At 63.9% G+C, this 17,477-nt stretch carries 15 protein-coding genes; 4 read left to right on the top strand and 11 right to left on the bottom strand.

What is annotated here, in order from left to right:
* Positions 1–47 precede the first annotated feature (47 nt).
* The 3 genes from B5525_RS13400 to B5525_RS13390 form a co-directional block, all read right to left on the bottom strand.
* On the bottom strand, positions 48–1,220 hold the full coding sequence (locus B5525_RS13400; RefSeq protein WP_079566430.1) for an ABC transporter substrate-binding protein: 1,173 nt from the start codon (positions 1,218–1,220) through the stop codon (positions 48–50).
* Positions 1,221–1,593: 373 nt separating this feature from the next.
* Positions 1,594–2,472, bottom strand: coding sequence for a sigma-70 family RNA polymerase sigma factor (locus tag B5525_RS13395; protein WP_154073195.1), 879 nt, complete (start codon positions 2,470–2,472; stop codon positions 1,594–1,596).
* Between the two features lie 20 nt (positions 2,473–2,492).
* Positions 2,493–2,798: a hypothetical protein gene (locus B5525_RS13390; protein WP_079573323.1), complete on the bottom strand. Its 306-nt coding sequence runs from the start codon at positions 2,796–2,798 to the stop codon at positions 2,493–2,495.
* A gap of 173 nt (positions 2,799–2,971) precedes the next feature.
* Between B5525_RS13390 and B5525_RS13385 the strand changes: the two genes are divergently transcribed.
* The 4 genes from B5525_RS13385 to atzF all read left to right on the top strand — a co-directional run bounded on the left by B5525_RS13385 (position 2,972) and on the right by atzF (position 8,949).
* Entirely contained in the window at positions 2,972–4,378 is a 1,407-nt protein-coding gene (locus tag B5525_RS13385) for a DHA2 family efflux MFS transporter permease subunit (RefSeq protein WP_079566428.1), read from the top strand.
* Positions 4,379–4,518: 140 nt separating this feature from the next.
* Entirely contained in the window at positions 4,519–5,802 is a 1,284-nt protein-coding gene (locus B5525_RS13380; RefSeq protein WP_079566427.1) for an NAD(P)/FAD-dependent oxidoreductase, read from the top strand.
* Between the two features lie 111 nt (positions 5,803–5,913).
* The gene (locus B5525_RS45825; protein ID WP_197687919.1) at positions 5,914–6,762 is read left to right on the top strand and encodes a hypothetical protein; all 849 of its coding nucleotides are present in this window, start codon (positions 5,914–5,916) and stop codon (positions 6,760–6,762) included.
* A 387-nt stretch (positions 6,763–7,149) separates the two neighbouring features.
* The gene (gene atzF / locus B5525_RS13370) at positions 7,150–8,949 is read left to right on the top strand and encodes an allophanate hydrolase (RefSeq protein ID WP_079566426.1); all 1,800 of its coding nucleotides are present in this window, start codon (positions 7,150–7,152) and stop codon (positions 8,947–8,949) included.
* 74 nt (positions 8,950–9,023) lie between these two features.
* Here the strand turns inward: atzF and B5525_RS13365 are convergent, their stop codons facing one another.
* From B5525_RS13365 to B5525_RS13330, 8 genes are all read right to left on the bottom strand, one after another.
* A complete protein-coding gene (locus tag B5525_RS13365; protein ID WP_079566425.1) occupies positions 9,024–9,761 on the bottom strand; it encodes a GntR family transcriptional regulator in 738 nt (245 codons plus the stop codon).
* Positions 9,758–10,156 (bottom strand): oxalurate catabolism protein HpxZ, encoded by a 399-nt coding sequence (gene hpxZ / locus B5525_RS13360; protein WP_079566424.1) that lies wholly within the window; start codon positions 10,154–10,156, stop codon positions 9,758–9,760. Before hpxZ ends, B5525_RS13365 begins: the two co-directional genes overlap by 4 nt.
* 2 nt (positions 10,157–10,158) lie before the next feature.
* Positions 10,159–11,556: an AtzE family amidohydrolase gene (locus B5525_RS13355; protein WP_079573319.1), complete on the bottom strand. Its 1,398-nt coding sequence runs from the start codon at positions 11,554–11,556 to the stop codon at positions 10,159–10,161.
* A gap of 7 nt (positions 11,557–11,563) precedes the next feature.
* A complete protein-coding gene (locus B5525_RS13350) occupies positions 11,564–11,746 on the bottom strand; it encodes a DUF4089 domain-containing protein (protein ID WP_079573317.1) in 183 nt (60 codons plus the stop codon).
* Between the two features lie 23 nt (positions 11,747–11,769).
* Entirely contained in the window at positions 11,770–13,575 is a 1,806-nt protein-coding gene (locus B5525_RS13345; RefSeq protein WP_079566423.1) for a dipeptide ABC transporter ATP-binding protein, read from the bottom strand.
* A 10-nt stretch (positions 13,576–13,585) separates the two neighbouring features.
* The gene (locus B5525_RS13340; RefSeq protein WP_079573315.1) at positions 13,586–14,485 is read right to left on the bottom strand and encodes an ABC transporter permease; all 900 of its coding nucleotides are present in this window, start codon (positions 14,483–14,485) and stop codon (positions 13,586–13,588) included.
* Between the two features lie 10 nt (positions 14,486–14,495).
* The gene (locus tag B5525_RS13335; protein WP_079566422.1) at positions 14,496–15,509 is read right to left on the bottom strand and encodes an ABC transporter permease; all 1,014 of its coding nucleotides are present in this window, start codon (positions 15,507–15,509) and stop codon (positions 14,496–14,498) included.
* 120 nt (positions 15,510–15,629) lie between these two features.
* Complete coding sequence (locus tag B5525_RS13330; RefSeq protein WP_079566421.1) at positions 15,630–17,249, bottom strand: ABC transporter substrate-binding protein; 1,620 nt, start codon at positions 17,247–17,249, stop codon at positions 15,630–15,632.
* Positions 17,250–17,477: the final 228 nt, after the last annotated feature.

Below are 17,477 nucleotides of genomic sequence, written 5' to 3'. Positions count from 1 at the left end.
ACAGCGGCCGCGCGCGAGCGCCGCCGCTGTATTTTCATTCGCCGCGATCACTTCATCGGGCATTTGTCGTGGAAGTTGTCCTGATTGTCCTTGACGATGGTAGCGACCGTCTTCAGCGACAGCGCGCCATCGGCGTCCTTGACCACGTCCTGCAGATAGAAATTCTGGATCGGAATGTGGTTGTTGCCGTATTTGAAGGAGCCGCGCAGCGACTTGAAATCGGCCTTCTCCATCGCCGCCTTCATTGCGTCCTTCTTGCTGGTGTCGCCACCGGCCGCCACCACCGCGCTGTTGATCAATTGCGCGGCGTCATAGGCCTGCGCGCCGTAATAGGTCGGGCGCAAATTGGGATACTTCTTGCGGTAATCGGCGACGAACTTCTTGTTCTGATCGTTCGGCAGGTCGTTCACCCATTCCTGCGCGCCGGGGACGCCGATCGCATTGTCCTTCTGCAGCGGCAACGACAATTCGTCGATGGTAAAGGCCGTGTAGAGCGGCATCTGTTCCTTGAGCCCGGCTTGCGCATATTGATTGAGGAACTGCACGCCGGCAGCGCCTGGATAGAACACGAAGATCGATGCCGCACCGGACGCACGCGCCTTTGACAGTTCGGCCGAGAAATCGAGCTGGCTCGGCCACACCGTATATTCCTCGCCCTTGATCTCGCCCTTGAAGGTGCTCTTGACGCCGGCCAGCATGTCCTTGCCGGCCGCATAATTCGGGCCGATCAGGAACACCGACTTGACGCCCTTCTGGTTCATGTAGAGGCCCATCGCCGCTGGCGTCTGGTCGTTCTGCCAGGAGGTCGAGAACACATAAGGCGAGCACAGATCGCCGGCGAGCTGCGAGGGTCCGGCGTTGGCCGAGATCAGGAAGGTCTGGGAATCGACTGCCGTCTTGAGCGAGGCGAGCAGCACGTTTGACCAGATGTAGCCGGCGATGAAATCCACCTTGTCGGACTGCACCAGTTTTTCGGTCTTCTGCTTGCCGACATCCGGCTTCTGTCCATCGTCCTCGTAGATCACCTCGACCGGCTTGCCGCCCATCTTGCGGCCCAGATGATCGAGCGCGAGCTCGAACGAATTGCGCATGTCGTTGCCGATCACGGCGGTCGGGCCGCTGAACGTCGAGACAAAGCCGATCTTGACGGTATCCCCCGCCAGCGCGGGACTTGCCAGCACGAACGCCATCGCGCCCGCCAGCCAAAATGCTCTCTTCATATTCGTCTCCCCTCCCTCATTATCTAAACCAATCCGGTTGAGCCGGCCGATCCGCTGTCAGGCAGCACGGCCGACGCCGCGCGCTATCCACCTCACCGGTGTTGTGCGCGAAATCTCCGGCTCGCAGCAAGCCCGAACCGAGCGTCCGCCTTAGAACCTTCGGCTCTATTGCAGCACTTTATGCACCATAATTCGCATGAACTGGCGATGGCAAGAATTATAATTCCGTTGAACGGGAGTCGGCCCGGCGGCGAAATCGCAACGGGCAGAATGTTTTTCAGCCGACGCCGCCGGCAATGGGCCACGGCTATTACAGCCTCGCGGGCAAGATCGAACTCGAATGGCTATCCGGCGCCGGCGGCTCAGCGGCGCGTCAGATCCGGTATTCGGCGCCGTCGATGACGTAAGGCGCGTGGCGGAAGTCGCGGATATTGGCGACCTTGCCGCCGGACCATTGCAGCAGCATGAAATATTTCGGCGCGGCACCCGGCTGGTCGGGATCGAATACCAGGATGGCCGGCCGGCCTTCCACCAGGCCCGGCACCAGATGCCAATCGGCGACCCCGGAATAATTTCCGAAATACCTGGAGACCTCGGTCTTGCCGCTCAGGCGCGTCTTGTTGACAAGTTCGAGCCGCACATCGTCCGCAATCATCGCGCGGATGGCGTCGAAATCGTGCGCATTGAAGTGCGCCACATAGGCGCCGAGCCGGTCGCGCTCGGCCTTCGGCAATTCCGGCTGCGGCAAATCGTCCGGCTGCTCCGCCAGCTCGCGAAGCTGGGCGCGGCCGCGATGCAGCGCTGCCTTCACCGCCGGCAGGCTGAAATCCATCACCTCGCAGACTTCCCTCAACGAGCAGCCGAGCACATCCATCAGGATCACGCTGGAGCGCTGGGCGACCGGAAGCCGCATGAAGGTGCGCAGGCTTGCGCCGGCGATCTCGCGGCTGAGGATGGTGTCGGCCGGGTCGGCGATCATGTCCACCTCCTGGCCCGACCGCAGCGCTTCCTGCCGGTTGCGGCGGCGCAGAAAATCGAGCGCAGTGTTGTGCGCGATCCGAAACAGCCAGCCCCTGGGATTGCCGATTTCGCCTTGGAGTGAAAACGATTCCACTGCCTTGATCAGCGCGTCCTGCAGCACGTCCTCGCCATCGATCACCGAGCCCACCATGCGCGCGCAGTAGCGATGCAACTGCGGGCGCATTTCGGCGAGCAGGCCGTCGATATCTGGTGGATCTGGAGCCGTTTCCATTCTGTCTCCCGACATCACGCCTATGGTTCGGCCAGCATCCGGTAATTGCCGACGATGGTGACGCCGCCGGGCTGCGGCGGCTCGATGCAACGCTCGCGAATTCCGTTCTGGAACGCCTTGAAAGCGGCCAATCCCGGCAGCGCACTGCCGGAATCGGCTTCGGTCTCGACGAAATGCACGAACGTATCGTCGTCGAGGCGCAGCGAAAGATAACGAACGCCCTCGAGCTTCGCAGCTTTCAGCTCCGCGAACACGCCAGCGATCAACTCCGCATTCCTGTCGGCCATATCGGGTTTGGTCTTATACCTGATCAGGGTCCGTTTCATCATGTTCTCCTTCGGTTTGGTGGCGCAATTTCATTGCTTCTCGACCCCCAGACGTTCGACAACCGGGAAAGGATCCGGTCGCAAAGAAATATTTTCCGACGGTATCCTTCGCCAATTCCCGTTCGTCCTGTCCGCGAGGCACCGCATGACGCGGTCAAAAGCGGAGAGACGGAATGCAGGAACATGACGCGAAGGGCAGCAAGAACTGGACGCTTGGCGTGACCGCGCTGGCATCCTTCATGATGGCGCTGGATGCGCAGGTCATCACCACGGCCTTTGCAACCATCCGCCGCGACCTCGGCGCATCGGTCGAGACGCTGCAATGGACGGTAAATAGCTACAATCTCGCCTTCGCGGTACTGCTCCTGACTGGAGCTGCGCTGGGCGACCGTTTCGGCCGCCGCCGGATGTTCGCCGCCGGCATTTTCCTGTTCGCCGTCGCTTCCGCGGCATGCGCCCTGTCGGCCGGCGCGGCGGCGCTGATCGCGGCACGATCCGTTCAGGGGGCAGGAGCCGCCTTGGTGATGCCGCTCGCGATGGCGATCCTCAGCGCCGCCTTTGCCAAAGAAGAGCGCGCCCGCGCGCTCGGCATCTTCAGCGGCGTGACCGGATTTGCCCTCATTATCGGTCCCGCGATCGGCGGCTTCATCACCGAGAATTTCGGGTGGCGGTGGATCTTCTGGATCAATCTTCCGATTGGCGCGATCGCCATCGCCTTGGTGCTTGCGCGGCTTCGCGAGAGTTTTGGGCCAAAGGTCGCGTTGGATATTCCGGGCCTCGTGATCGTCGCGGCCGCTGCGCTTTCGCTGGTGTGGGGCCTGCTGCGTGGTAATCCCGCGGGATGGACCAGTGGCGAAGTGATCGCGGCGTTCGCCGGGGGGGCGCTGTTGGCGATCGCCTTCGTCGCCTGGGAACTACGCGCGCCGGCGCCAATGGTGCCGATGCGGCTATTCAAATCGAGCGCATTTTCATCGGGCATCACCGCAAGCCTGCTGTTTTACGCGGCGATGTACGGCGTGCTATTCCTGCTGCCGCAATTTCTGCAGACCTCGCTCGGCTATGGGCCGCTCGGCGCCGGCCTGCGGCTGTTGCCCTGGACCGCGACGCTGTTCATGACGGCGCCGATCGCGGGCACCGCCGTCAACAAGTTCGGCGAACGGCGGCTGGTCGTGCTGGGCCTGTCGATGCAGGCCATCGGACTTGGCTGGATCGCGATGATCATCTCACCAGGCGTGGCCTATTCGAGCCTGGTCGCGCCGCTGGTCCTCGCCGGCGTCGGCGTGTCGATGGCGATGCCGGCGGCCCAGAATGCAATCATGGGTTCGGTTGCCGTGGCCGAAATGGGCAAGGCGTCCGGCGTCTTCAACATGGGGCGCTTTCTCGGCGGCATGTTCGGTATCGCCGCTTTGGTCACGGTGTTCTCCGCGAGAGGGTCGGTCGACACGCCCGCGGCTTTCAGCGCGGGTTTTGCCGCCGCGATGCTGCTTGCCGCCGCGCTGTCCATGCTGGGAGCCGTTGCGGGGATGTGGCTGCCGGTGCGGCAACGCCTCGCGCTTGAACCATCGCCAGACCGTGGCTGAGATGCCTGTGCCGCCGATGTCCACCGCCGATGATAGGCTTTCGCTATCGTTCGATTAGACAATCGGCCTTGGACCGGGACCGCAAAACGCCTACATCAATCAAGGGTATGGAGACGTCCGACAACCGAAGGCCAACACCCATGACGACCGACACGCCGCGTCCGCCGCCCCCCCATCGCGTGGTGATCGTCGGCGCCGGCTTCGGCGGACTGGAGACGACCCATTGGCTTGCCGGTGCCCCGGTCTCGATCACCCTGATCGACCGGCGCAATCATCATCTGTTCCAGCCGCTGTTGTACCAGGTCGCCACCGCGTCGCTGGCGACCTCGGAGATCGCCTGGCCGATCCGCTATCTCCTGCGTGGCCGCCAGGAGGTCACGACCCTGTTCGCCACGGTGAGCGGGGTCGATGCGGAACATAAACGCGTGCTGCTCGAAGACGGCGACGCCGTGCCCTACGACACGCTCGTTCTCGCCACCGGGGCGCGGCACGCTTATTTCGGCCATGACGAATGGGAGCCGTTCGCGCCGGGCCTGAAGACGCTGGAAGACGCCACTACGCTGCGGCGGCGCATTCTCGTCGCCTTCGAGCGCGCCGAGCGCGAGAGCGATCCGGAGCGGCGCGCGGCGCTGTTGACCTTCGTTATTGTCGGCGCCGGCCCGACCGGCGTCGAACTCGCCGGCACCATCGCGGAACTGGCGCAACAAACCTTGCCGCCGGACTTCCGCAACATCGACACCCACAAGGCGCGCGTGGTGCTGATCGAGGCAGGCCCCCGCGTGCTGGCGGGCTTTCCCGACGATCTGTCGGCCTACGCGCAGCGCTCGCTGCAAAGCCTCGGCGTCGAAGTCGTGCTCGGACAGGCGGTCACCGAATGTTCGGCTGACGGCGTGGTGTATGGCGGTCAATGCCTGCAGGCCAGGACCCTGATCTGGGCCGCCGGCGTGCGCGCCTCGCCCGCCGCCGAATGGCTCGGTGCGCCCGCCGATCGCGCCGGCCGCCTTGAGGTCAATGCCGATCTCACCGTTCCCGGCCATCCCGATATCTTTGCCATCGGCGATACCGTTTTTGTCAAAGGTCCCGACGGCAAGCCGGTCCCCGGCATCGCGCCGGCAGCCAAGCAGCAGGGCCGCTATGTCGCCGCGGTGATCAAGGCGCGGCTGCGCGGCGAAGCGCCGGCGCCGTTCCGTTACAAACATTCCGGCAGCCTGGCGCAGATCGGCAAGCACAAGGCGGTGATCGATTTCGGCCGCTTCAAACTGCGCGGCGCCATTGCCTGGTGGATCTGGGGCATCGCGCACATCTATTTCCTGATCGGCCTGCGCAACCGGCTCAGCGTCGCGCTGAGCTGGCTGTGGATCCACGCCCGCGACCAGCGCGCCGCGCGGCTGATCACCCAAGGCAGCAGCAAGGTGGTGCGCTGACGCGCAAATCCCGCCGTCATCGCCGGTGGGTGTGTTTCTTCTCTTCACAATTGCAGATTGACAGCTCCGCCGGTGCGCCTTTAGCGTGGGAACCTCGAGGGAGGCCGCGTCATGGCGAAGAAAGCAGCAGTCAAGAAGGCGTCCAAAAAAGCCGCTCCGAAAAAAGCCAGCCCGCGAAAAACGCCAGCCGCGGCAGCGACGCCAGTGTCGCCGCCAGTTGCCGCGCCGGTCGCAGCAGCGCCGATGGCGGTGGTGGCAACGCCTGAGGCCGAGCTGACCCCGCCCAAATCCACCGTCACCAATGCCATCGACCTTCCCTCGGTGAGCCTACAGCGGTTCGACCTCACCGACCTGCAGCCGTACACCCAGGAAAAAGTCTACGCGACCACGGCCAGCAAGGACTTTCATTTGTTCTATGTCGGGCGCGATGACGTCCACAGCATCCTCAAGCACGTGCTGTCGCGGGTCAGCGTTTCGCTCTATTTGAACATGTTCGGTTTCGACGATGATGAACTCAACGAAATCCTGAAGAAGATCGCGATGGACAAAACCATCACCATGCTGGTTACGCTGGACAAGAGCCAGGCCAGCGGAACGCACGAGAAAGCCCTGCTGGACGCCGACAGAAAGCTGGACCTCGCGCTGTTCAATACCCATGTGGCCATTGGCCAGTCCCTGACGCACCAAATCAGCCACACCAAGGGTTTCGTTGCCGACGGCAAGGTCGCGGGTGAGGGATCGACCAACTGGTCGGCGTCGGGGGAAGGTGCTGCGGTAGGCAGTGCGTTCAACGTCAAGGCGAAGGGCTATAAGGCGCAGAACAATACGCAGTCGATCATCACCGACCAGGACACGATCAGCCGTTTTACCGCCGAATTGATCGCCGAACACATGATCGCGCAGGCGCAGAACGCGACGGCTCAGACAGCCAAGGCCGTCAAGGCGGCAGCCAGGAAGTAGCAGACCCTGGCGAAATCGACTCAGGGCGCATCCGGAAGATCGAACAGCGCACTTGCCGGCGACGGGCCGGCTGCGCATGTTGCGAAGTCGCGGGAACGATGTGGTTTCGGGGATAATCTGCTCATAAAATAAGCAAATTCGATGTGCGCTACCTGACGCAGGCGTCGCGAACCCTTCCCTCAAATGCGCTCAACCGTCTGAAATCTCGAGATGATTATCCCGGTTTGGCGGTGCTATTTTCATGTACACAATGGCACACCGCTTGCTTCGATTGGGCGATGATTTCCGCCTGCCCCGGAGTGCAGTCAGTATGGCAAACCCACCGCGAATTCGAAAGACGCCCATGCCGCACCTGCCGATAGAGTCGGTCCCGAATCGGAGCCGCGCGTGACTGAAACCGTCACTGCGATCCTCGCCGCGCACCGCGCCGGTATCCTGTCGCCCGCGCAAACCGTGGCGCGCAGTTTTGCGCGGATTCGCGATCACAACGATCCCGCCATCTTCATCAGCCTGCGCGACGAGAAGCAGGCGCTGGCGGAAGCCGAGCGGCTTGCCGCCAGGAAGGACGCGGCACAGCTTCCGCTGTTCGGCATCCCCGTCGCGGTGAAGGACAATATCGACGTCGCGGGCCTGCCTACCACCTCGGCCTGCCCGGCCTTTGCCTATACGCCGGCGCGCGACGCGACCTCGGTGGCGCGGCTGCGCGCGGCCGGCGCCATCATGATCGGCAAGACCAATCTCGACCAGTTCGCCACCGGTCTCGTCGGCGTGCGCTCGCCTTACGGCATTCCCAAAAATCCACTGCGGGCCGATCTCGTTCCGGGCGGCTCGAGTTCGGGCTCGGCGGTTGCCGTGTCGACCGGGCTGGTGCCGCTGGCGCTCGGCACCGATACCGCGGGAAGCGGCCGCGTACCCGCGATGCTCAACAACATCGTCGGGCTGAAGCCGAGCCTGGGGCTGATCTCGACCGCGGGGCTGGTGCCGGCCTGCCGGACGCTGGATTGCGTCTCGGTGTTCTCGCTCACCGTCGACGACGCCATGACCGCGCTTTCGGTCATGGCCGGTCCGGATTCCGCCGACCCCTATTCGCGCGACCGACCGCTGGCGCAGCTCGGCGCTTTTCCCGCCCATCTCAGGCTGGGCGTGCCGCGCAGCGGCCAGTTGATTTTCTTCGGCGACAAGTCCGCGGAGGCTGCCTTTGGCGAGTCCCTGAAGCGCTGGACTGCGCTCGGCGCCACGCTGGTCGATTTCGATATCGAACCGCTTTATGAAACCGCGCGGCTGCTTTATGAAGGGCCGTGGGTGGCGGAACGCTATCTGGTGATCCGCGATCTCTTGGCATCGTCGCCGGACGCGATCCATCCGGTAACGCGCGAGATCACCATCGCCGGCGCGCGGCTTTCCGCCGCCGACACGTTTGCGGCGCTGTACCGGCTGCAGGGCCTGCGCAAGGTAGCCGAGCACGCCTTCGCCGGCATCGACGCGCTGGTGCTGCCGACCGCGCCGACGGTGTATTCGACCGCGCAGGTGCTGGCCAATCCGATCGAACTCAATTCCAGGCTCGGCACCTACACCAATTTCGTCAATCTGCTCGACCTCTGCGGGCTCGCATTGCCGGCGGCGATGCGCGCCGACGGCGTCCCGTTCGGCATCACGCTGCTTGCGCCCGCAGGCCAGGATGCGCAGCTCGCCTCGATCGGCCGCGTCTTTCATGCCGATACCAGATTGCCGATGGGCGCCAACAACCTGCCGCAGCCGCCACTCCCGACGCTGCCTTCGGGTCTCAGAGGCGATGAAATCGCCATCGCGGTGGTGGGCGCGCATCTCTCCGGCATGGCGCTGAACGGCGAATTGAAGACGCTCGGCGGGCGGTTGCTGGAGGCCGCAAGCACCGCTGCGGACTACAAACTCTATGCGCTCAAAACCGCGCCGCCGAAACCCGGCATGCTTCGCGTGGAAGCGGGAACGGGATCCTCGATCGAGCTGGAGATCTGGGCGCTGCCGCCCGCGGCATTCGGGAAATTCGTCGCCGCCGTTCCGCCGCCGCTGTCGATCGGCACCGTGCGCCTCGCCGACGGCCGCAGCGTCAAGGGTTTTATCGTCGAGGCCGCCGATGTCGCCGGCGCCCGCGAGATTTCCGCGTTCGGCGGCTGGCGCGCGTTCGTGGCGGAAGCCGCGGCGGGGTGACGAGACGCGAATGGCGAGTAGCTAATAGCGAAGAAAAAATCCCATTCGCTATTCGCTACTCCCCATTCGCCTACTTACACCGATACCGCGTAGATCTCGTATTCGTCGCGCACCAGTTCGATATGGGCCCGCATCGCCGCCGCAGCACCAGTCTTGTCGCCGCGCAGGATTGCGACCACGACGCGATCGTGTTCGGCATGCGATTTCGCCAGCCGGCCCAGATTGCGGAACTGGGCGCGGCGGAACGGCTGCACCCGCACTCGCGTCGCCAGCGTGATTTCGGCGATATAGGTGTTTTGCGAACCGGCATAGATCGTGTTGTGAAAGCGCTCGTTGACTTCGTGAAACCGGTCCGGATTGCCGGCATAGCTCAGCACCCGCAATTCCTCGTGAACGGCCTCCAGCCGCTGGCGATCGGTCGGCGACATTCGTTCCGCGGCTAGCCCCGCGCACATCGCCTCCAGTTCCGCCATCGCCTCGAACATCCCGGTCAGCCGTTCGATCGAGGGCCGCGCCACCACAGCACCCCGATGCGCCCGCGCATCGACCAGGCCCGAGGCCACGAGCTGGCGCAGCGCCTCGCGCACCGGCGTGCGCGACACGTTGAAGCGTTTTGCGATTTCGGTTTCGTCGAGCGCTGATCCCGGCGGCAGCGTGCCGCGCACGATCTCGTCCGCCAGTTGCAGGCGAAGCTCCTCGGCGCGCGTGATCTTGTCCGGATAGGGCGAAGCGCGGTCAACGCGGCGAACCACGGTCTCGGCCTCGGCGGCCGGACGCGCGGGAGTCCCGGTCGGAAGATCGTCCAGGCTCATGTCTTCTGATCCCGTGCTTCATCGATGATGCTGACATGGGCGGCGACGATTTTCCACCGCTGTCCAAACCGCACCCAGGTCTGCATCTGGCGCCCGACCTTGCCGGGCGCGGTATCGCGATAGAACAGCGTCGAGGCCACCGCGGTGTCGCGGCCATAGGTCGTGATCACGGTCTTTGCGGTCCGGCGCATCAGCCCGACCGGCGAGCGCGCCGCGCGAAACGCCGTGATCGCGCCATAGCCGTAGAGATTTTCGCCGATGCCGTAGCGCAGCGTGCGGGCATCGTCGTGGAACAATTCGTCGAGCACGGCGACGTCGTTTGCGACCAGCGCCTTCTCGTAGCGCTCGAACTGCGCGGTCACCTCGGCCAGCACATCGGGGAGATCGACCTGCATGGCTAAATTCCCCTTGGCGGCGGCGCGGACACCACGCCGGCGCGCTCCAGCGCGTAAGCGACGCGCAATGCGATGTCCTCACGCCAGGGCGCGGCGATGATCTGCACGCCGATCGGCATCGGCTCGAGCGGGACAGGCACCGCGACAACAGGCAATCCGATGAAGGAAATCGGCTGGGTGTGAATGCCTATATTGGCGCGCACCGGAAGCTCGACGCCGTCGAGCACGAAGGTCGCCTGTCCGAGTTTCGGCGCGACGCAGGGCGTCGCCGGCGCGATGATGACGTCGACGGATTTGAACAATTCCATCATCTGGGCGCGGTACCAGCGGCGGAATTTCTGCGCGCGGTCGATCAGTGGCGCCGGGATCATGGCCCCCGCGATCAGGCGGTCGCGCACCGCCGGATCGAAATCGTTCGGCCGCCGGCGCAGCCGGTCGAGATGCAGCGAGGCGCCTTCGCTTGTCGTGATGACATAGGCCGCGGCGCGCGCGCGCGCGGCCTCGCGAATTTCAACGGTGCGGGTGGCGCCGAGCGCCCTGGCGACCCGCGCGACGGCCTCGACGGCTTCCGGGAAAACGTTCTTCTGGAAATAGCCGCCGGCAATCGCGATCCGCAACGCCCCGATATCCTGCGCCAGCAGCGGCACCACCGGCTCGGCAGGGCGCGTCGTGCACGCGGCGTCTTCCGCATCGGGCCCCTGCATCGCGTCGTAGGCCAGCGCGAGATCACTGACGTTGCGCGCGAACGGGCCGAGATGATCGAAGCTGAAGACAAAGGGAAACGAGCGGGCGCGCGACAGCCTTCCATAGGTCGGCTTCAACCCGAAAATGCCGCAGAACGACGACGGCACCCGGATCGAGCCGTTGGTGTCCGACCCCAGCGCCAGCGGCACCAGCGCAGCCCCGACCGCGCCGCCGGAACCGCCCGAGGAGCCGCCGGTCATTCGCGTCACGTCATGCGGATTGCGCGACGGACCGTCGTGCACATTCTCGCCGGTGAAGTCGTAGGCGTATTCGCCCATGTTGAGCGCGCCGACCATGACCGCGCCGGCCGCCTCCATGCGTTCGATCAGCGTGGCGTCGCGCGGCGACGGTTTTAAGTCACGGTTGATCTTCGATCCAGCGCGGGTCGGCAGCCCCTGCACGTCAAACAGGTTCTTCACCGCGAACGGCACGCCGGCGAGCGGGCCGGCGTTCTTCCCGGCGGCGATCGCCGCATCGACGCTGCGGGCCTTGGCGCGCGCGCGGTCCGCGGTCACATCGGTGAAGGAATTCAGGATGGGATCATACTTGGCGATCCGCGCCAGCGCCGCCTCGGTCACGCCGAGCGCCGAGAGCCTCTGTCCCGCTACGGCGGATGCGATTTCCGCGGCCGACAGCCCGTCACGATCCGCGGTCATGGCAGGATCACGCTGCAAAGACACTGGCTGGCTCGGTTTCATCGGACAGCGCAAATTCATCGACCAGCCGGGCCAGCCGCAGCGACACTTCCAGATTAGCCTTCACCGCCGGCTTCCAGGCATCCTCAACCGGCATCGCCAGCGCCTTGGATACGGCGTCGATATACTCATCAAGCGGATCAGCGGCCATCATTCTCCCAGTACTCGTACCCTTCAGTGAACCGGCAACGGCGGATGCGGGATCGCCGTCAGCAGCTCCTTTGTATAGGCATCCTGCGGATCGCCCAATACGCGTTCCGACGGACCCTGTTCCACGATTCGCCCCGATCGCATCACAATGACACGATCGCATAACAGGCGCACCACATTCAAATCATGCGACACGAATAAATAGCTCATGCCCATGGACTGCTTCAAATCCTGAAGCAAATTCAATACCACCGCCTGCACCGAGACGTCGAGCGCCGCGGTCGGCTCGTCCAGAATCACCAGCTTCGGATGCAGCGCGATGGCGCGCGCGATGCCGACGCGGGCCTTCTGTCCGCCCGACAATTGATGCGGGAACCGGTCGAGCAGGTTGATGGGCAGGCCGACCAGACCCGCCAGTTCCTCGCAGCGGGCACGCAGCGCGTCGCGGCCCCTGATGTCGCCGAGTTGCATGATCGGGTCGACGATGGCGCGCGCCGCCGTAAAGCGCGGATTGAGACTGTCGGTCGGGTCCTGGAACACCATCTGGATGCTCTTGCGCAGCGGCAGCCGCGCAAACGCGTTGGGCAGGATGGCGCCGATCTCGTCGCCGTCGAACACGATGCGGCCCGAGGTCTGGTCCAAGAGCCGCATCACCATCATCGAGGTGGTGGACTTGCCGCAGCCGGATTCGCCGACCAGCCCGACGCTCTCGCCATGGCCGACGGAAAAGCTGATGCCGTCGACCGCGCGGAACTGTTCGGGCTCGACCGGCGGCTTGCGCGAGAACAGTTTTGCGAACGTCGCCGTGGCGCCCTGCCGAGGATATTCCTTTACGAGTTTCTCGACGCGGAGAAGCGGTTTTGCACTTTCGTCACCCCCGGGCCTGACCCGGGGGTCCATCTCTTCTGGAGAAAAGTCTTTTGAAGAAGGATGGATGGCCGGGTCAAGCCCGGCCATGACGGTTGGTGCGCGGGGCGAGGTTAGAGAAGGAAGCGCGGCCGCCTCCTCCTCCGGCAACAGATCGCGCAGGGAGACGCCGAGCCGCGGCGTCGCGCGCATCAGCTTCTTGGTGTAGGCGTGCTGGGGATTGGCGAAGATGTCGGCCGACAGCGCGGTTTCCACCACCTTGCCCTTTTCCATCACCACCACGCGGTCGCAATAGGCCGCGGCGAGACCGAGATCGTGGGTGATCAGGATCGTCGCCATACCGCGGCTCCTGGTCAGCTCGACGATCAGGTCCATCACCGCCTTCTGCGTGGTGACGTCGAGGCCGGTGGTCGGCTCGTCCGCGATCAGAAGCTGTGGATTGCAGGCCAGCGCCAGCGCGATCACTACGCGCTGGCACATGCCGCCGGACAGTTCGAACGGATAGGCGTGATAGCGTTCGCGGGGACGGGCAATCTTGACCTGCTCGAGCGCCTCGATCGCCTTCTCGCCGCGGTCGGTCACTGTCGCCTGCTGCACGTGCTGGCGCAGCACGTCCTCGATCTGGTCGCCCACTTTGCGGATCGGATTGAGCGCCGCGCGCGGATTCTGGAAGATCATCGAGATTTCGCGGCCGCGCAGGTCGCGCATCTGGTCTTCGCTGGCGGTCTTGACGTCGATGCCGGAGAACATCACCGAGCCCTCGGCGATTTTTCCGGCGCGGTCGAGAATCCGCATCACTGCATAGGAGGTGACGGACTTGCCGGAGCCGGACTCGCCGACGATGCCGAGCGTTTCGCCCTTGGCCACGGAAATATTGACGTGCTGCACCGCTTTGACGATGCCGCGCCTTGTGGCGAACTCCACCGTAAGATCGTTGACGTCGAGCAGCGGCTGCGCGGTCATGGGACAGTCCTTACGTTCTCCGCTGCGGATCGACGATGTCGCGCAGGCCGTCGCCGAGCAGGTTGAAGCAGAACACCGCGACCATCAAAGCGAGGCCCGGGAACAGCGCGATCCACCATTCGCCCGACACCATGAAGCTCGCGCCTTCCGCCACCATGATGCCCCATTCGGCGGTCGGCGGCCGCACCCCGAGCCCGATGAAGGACAGGCCCGCGGCGTTGAGGATGGCGTAGCCCATGGTCAGCGACATCTGCACGATCATGATCGGCATGATGTTGGGCAGGATATGCACCAACAGAATCCGGAATTCGCCATTGCCCGACAACCGCGCCGCCTGCACAAAACCGGCGTCGCGCCGCACATTGGCTTCGGCGCGTGCAACCCGCGCATAAAGCGGGAAATTCACGATCGCGGTCGCGATGATGATGTTCTGCACGGTGTTGCCGAGCGCGGCCACGATGCCCATCGCCAGCACGAACAGCGGGAACGCCATGATGGTATCGGCGATGCGGCCGACGATGCGGTCGGTCCAGCCGCCGAAATAGCCGGCGGCGATGCCGGCGAGACCGCCCATCAGGAACACCAGCACCACCGACGCCACGGCGATGAAGGTGTCGAGCCTGGTGGCCACGATGACACGGCTGAAGATGTCGCGCCCCAACTGATCGGTGCCGAACCAGTGCGCCGCCGACGGCGGCTTCAACGCCGCCGCGGTATCGGACGCCAGCGGATCGTGGGGCACGACATAGGGACCGAACAATGCCGCAAAGACGATCACGACCAGAAGGCCGAACGCAAACGCGGTGACGCGGTTTTCGCCGAGCACGTAGCGGGTATGCTCGAAGATCGCGGCAAGACCCGAGGTGCGCGCGGGACCTGCGGGTTCGACGGCTGGCGCAACGCTGCTCATGCTTACCACCTCACCCTTCAAGCCTGACCCGTGGGTCGATCACGCCATAGAGAATGTCGATGATCAGATTGAGCAGCACATACATGACCGCCATGGTCAGCACGAAGCCCTGCACCGGCGCGAAATCCGACGAGATCAGGGCTTCCACCGCATAGGAGCCGATGCCGGGCCAGGCGAACACTTTTTCCACCAGCACATTGGCCCCCAGCAGGAACGAGAACACCATGCTGAGCGTGGTGATGACCGGCAGCATCGCGTTGCGGAAGGCGTAGGTGACGATCACCGTGGTCGGCGACAGGCCGCTGGCGCGCGCGGTGCGCACGAAATCCGACGCCAGCACCGCCAGCATCGACGCGCGCGTCATGCGCGCGATCGGCGCCAGCGAAAAGATCGCCAGGGTCAGCGCCGGCAGGATCAGCTGGCTAAGCGCGGAGCGAAAGGTTTCAAAGTCGCGCGCGATCAGCGCATCGATCAGGTAGAAGCCGGTCACCGTCGGCGGCGCGCTGTAGAACACGTCGAGCCGCCCCAAGGGCGCCGGCGACCATCCGAGCTGGAAATAGAAGACATAGACCAGCACGAGCCCGGTGAAGAACACCGGCAGCGAGACGCCGGCCGTGGTGGTCACCCGGCAGAGATGATCGATCCAGGAGCCGGGCTTCGTCGCGGCGAGAATGCCGAGCGGAATGGCGATCACGATCGAAACGACGAGCCCGAGCAGCGTCAACTCGGCGGAGGCCGGCAGTCGATTGCGGATTTCGGTCGCGACCGGCTGGCCGGTGGTGAGCGAATTGCCGAAATCGCCATGCGCGAGATCGACGGTGTAGCGGAAGAATTGCTCGATCAGCGGCTTGTCGAATCCGAGCTTCTTTCGGATCTGCTCGATCGCCTCCTTGTTGGCCGCGGGACCGGCGAAATAGGCCGCGGGATCGCCCGGCAGCGCGCGCGTCAACAGGAAGGTGACGATCACCACCCCGATCAAGGAGGGGATCGCGAACATCAGCCGCTTGCCGATCATGGTCAGCATGGGAGGCTCCGCGGAAATGGCGAATGGCGAATAGCGAATGGAAGATGATGGCTATTCTCGTTCATTACTCGCTACCCCCTTATTCGCTACTCGCCACTCGCCGCTCGCCATTTCGCCCGCTCACCCCTTCACCAGCGCCCGATAATCGAGCCGGCGGTGGAACCAGTATTGATAGCCGGAGACGTTCTTCTGCATCGCGACGTTGACGAAGGGCTGATACAGCGGAATGCGCGGAATATCGGTGAAGGCCAGATCGACAAAGCCCTTCACGTCGCTGTCGTAGCTCGCGGTGTCGCCGGTGGCCGCGGCGGTGCGCGCGCCGTCGATCAGCTTGTCCATCTCCGGCGACTTGTAGCTCATGGTGTTGAAAACGGAATTGTTGCCGTGATAGCACCAGTAAAAGAAGTATTCGGGGTAATCGAGCCAACCCGAGAACACGTTGGTGTAGAGCGGCATCTCCTTCTTGTTCAACTCGGTGCGCCAGTTGGCGCCGGGCACCTTGTTGATGGTGGTCTTGATGCCGATCTGGCCCAGGCTTTCCTGCACGAGGATGCAGAGCGGCTCGTTGATGCCGGCAAAATTCAGGTCGAACGACAGCGTGGTCTCGAAACCGTTGGGATAGCCGGCCTCGGCCAGCAGCGCCTTGGCCTTGTCGATATCGGTGAAATATTTGGTGGGCTGCGGCCAGGCTACTTCGGTGGCCTTGCCCGCGGGCGCGCCGAACATCGGATTGGCGAGGCCGAACAGCACGACGTCCATGATCTTCTGATAGGGGATAGCGTAGGCGACCGCCTGCCGCACCTTCGGATTGTCGAATGGCGGCTTGGTGACGTTCATGCCGATGTACTGGATGCCGTTCGAGAACGGCAGCGACACGATATTGAGCTTGCCGGACGCCTTCAGCTCCTGAAAATCCTTGTTCGGCAGTTCGTAGGAGATATCGGCGTCGCCGCGCTCAAGCAGCGCGCGACGGTTGCCGGCCTGCGGCACCATGCGCCAGATCACGCGCTTGATCTTCGGCACGGGACCGCCGACCCACTCGTCGTTGCGCTCCATGATCACTTCGGTGCCGGCGGTCCATTTTGTCACCTTGTAGGCGCCCGAACCCGCGGTCTGCTGCTTGGTGTATTCGAGGCCCCAGGGGTCCTTCTCGCTGGCGTTCTTCTTCACCAGTTCGGAATTGACCACGCAGGGCACGATCACGGCGAGATCGGGAATCGTCAGGCGGTCTTTCTTGGCAAAATCGACCCGCACGGTGTTGTCGTCGACGACGACGAATTGCTCCGGCTTGGTCAGCGAGCCCGCGCTCATCTGGAAGGTTGGGAAGCCGCCGACGCTGACGGCGCGGTCCAGCGACCATTTGACATCCTTGGCCGTGACCTGCGTGCCGTCGTGAAATTTGGCGTTCTTCTTCAGCTTGAAGGTCACCGACATGTCGCCGACATTCATGTCCTCGGCGAGTTCGGGCTTGAACTTGTCGCGGTCGTAATACGGCACGCCGCCCGGACCGCTTTTCATCTCGTGGCTGATCAAGCGGTCGTAGCAATTCCACGACACCTCATAGCCCGGCACGTTGGTGCCGATGCCGTGAATGTCGAGATTGTTGGGACCCCCTTCCGAGACGATCAGGAGCGTCTCTGAGCGCGCATCGGCCTTGGCGGCGGACCAGATCGCCGGCGCCGGCACCATGGCGCCGGCCGCGACGCCGGTGACGGATTTCAGGAAATCGCGACGCTTCATCGGCTGGCTCCAACGCACGGGGGATCAGGCTTTGGAGAAGCTTTCGCAAGGTTTGTGCCAGAACTTAACGGAAGCCTAATCGCGCTTTAAGCACATGATTTGGCTTCCGAATATTGAGTACGGCGATGGTGGGGCGCGCGACCCACTTGCATACAAAGAGATATCTTTGCCCACAAAAAGTGCAGATATTTTGTGCGCCGCTTTCTTGGGCTGGCGAACGGATTTGGA

Origin of the sequence: Bradyrhizobium erythrophlei (assembly GCF_900129505.1) — a bacterium.
In the GTDB taxonomy this organism is placed as follows: domain Bacteria; phylum Pseudomonadota; class Alphaproteobacteria; order Rhizobiales; family Xanthobacteraceae; genus Bradyrhizobium; species Bradyrhizobium erythrophlei_D.
The sequence above is the reverse complement of the archived record's forward strand: the minus strand, read 5'-3'. Positions and strand labels throughout refer to the sequence as shown.

Bases quoted from the DNA above. Each gene is read 5' to 3' on its own strand.
- B5525_RS13400 (WP_079566430.1), bottom strand. From the start codon at position 1,220: ATGAAGAGAGCATTTTGGCTGGCGGGCGCGATGGCGTTCGTGCTGGCA.
- B5525_RS13395 (WP_154073195.1), bottom strand. From the start codon at position 2,472: ATGGAAACGGCTCCAGATCCACCAGATATCGACGGCCTGCTCGCCGAA.
- B5525_RS13390 (WP_079573323.1), bottom strand. From the start codon at position 2,798: ATGAAACGGACCCTGATCAGGTATAAGACCAAACCCGATATGGCCGAC.
- B5525_RS13385 (WP_079566428.1), top strand. From the start codon at position 2,972: ATGCAGGAACATGACGCGAAGGGCAGCAAGAACTGGACGCTTGGCGTG.
- B5525_RS13380 (WP_079566427.1), top strand. From the start codon at position 4,519: ATGACGACCGACACGCCGCGTCCGCCGCCCCCCCATCGCGTGGTGATC.
- B5525_RS45825 (WP_197687919.1), top strand. From the start codon at position 5,914: ATGGCGAAGAAAGCAGCAGTCAAGAAGGCGTCCAAAAAAGCCGCTCCG.
- B5525_RS13365 (WP_079566425.1), bottom strand. From the start codon at position 9,761: ATGAGCCTGGACGATCTTCCGACCGGGACTCCCGCGCGTCCGGCCGCC.
- hpxZ (WP_079566424.1), bottom strand. From the start codon at position 10,156: ATGCAGGTCGATCTCCCCGATGTGCTGGCCGAGGTGACCGCGCAGTTC.
- B5525_RS13355 (WP_079573319.1), bottom strand. From the start codon at position 11,556: ATGACCGCGGATCGTGACGGGCTGTCGGCCGCGGAAATCGCATCCGCC.
- B5525_RS13350 (WP_079573317.1), bottom strand. From the start codon at position 11,746: ATGGCCGCTGATCCGCTTGATGAGTATATCGACGCCGTATCCAAGGCG.
- B5525_RS13345 (WP_079566423.1), bottom strand. From the start codon at position 13,575: ATGACCGCGCAGCCGCTGCTCGACGTCAACGATCTTACGGTGGAGTTC.
- B5525_RS13340 (WP_079573315.1), bottom strand. From the start codon at position 14,485: ATGAGCAGCGTTGCGCCAGCCGTCGAACCCGCAGGTCCCGCGCGCACC.
- B5525_RS13335 (WP_079566422.1), bottom strand. From the start codon at position 15,509: ATGCTGACCATGATCGGCAAGCGGCTGATGTTCGCGATCCCCTCCTTG.
- B5525_RS13330 (WP_079566421.1), bottom strand. From the start codon at position 17,249: ATGAAGCGTCGCGATTTCCTGAAATCCGTCACCGGCGTCGCGGCCGGC.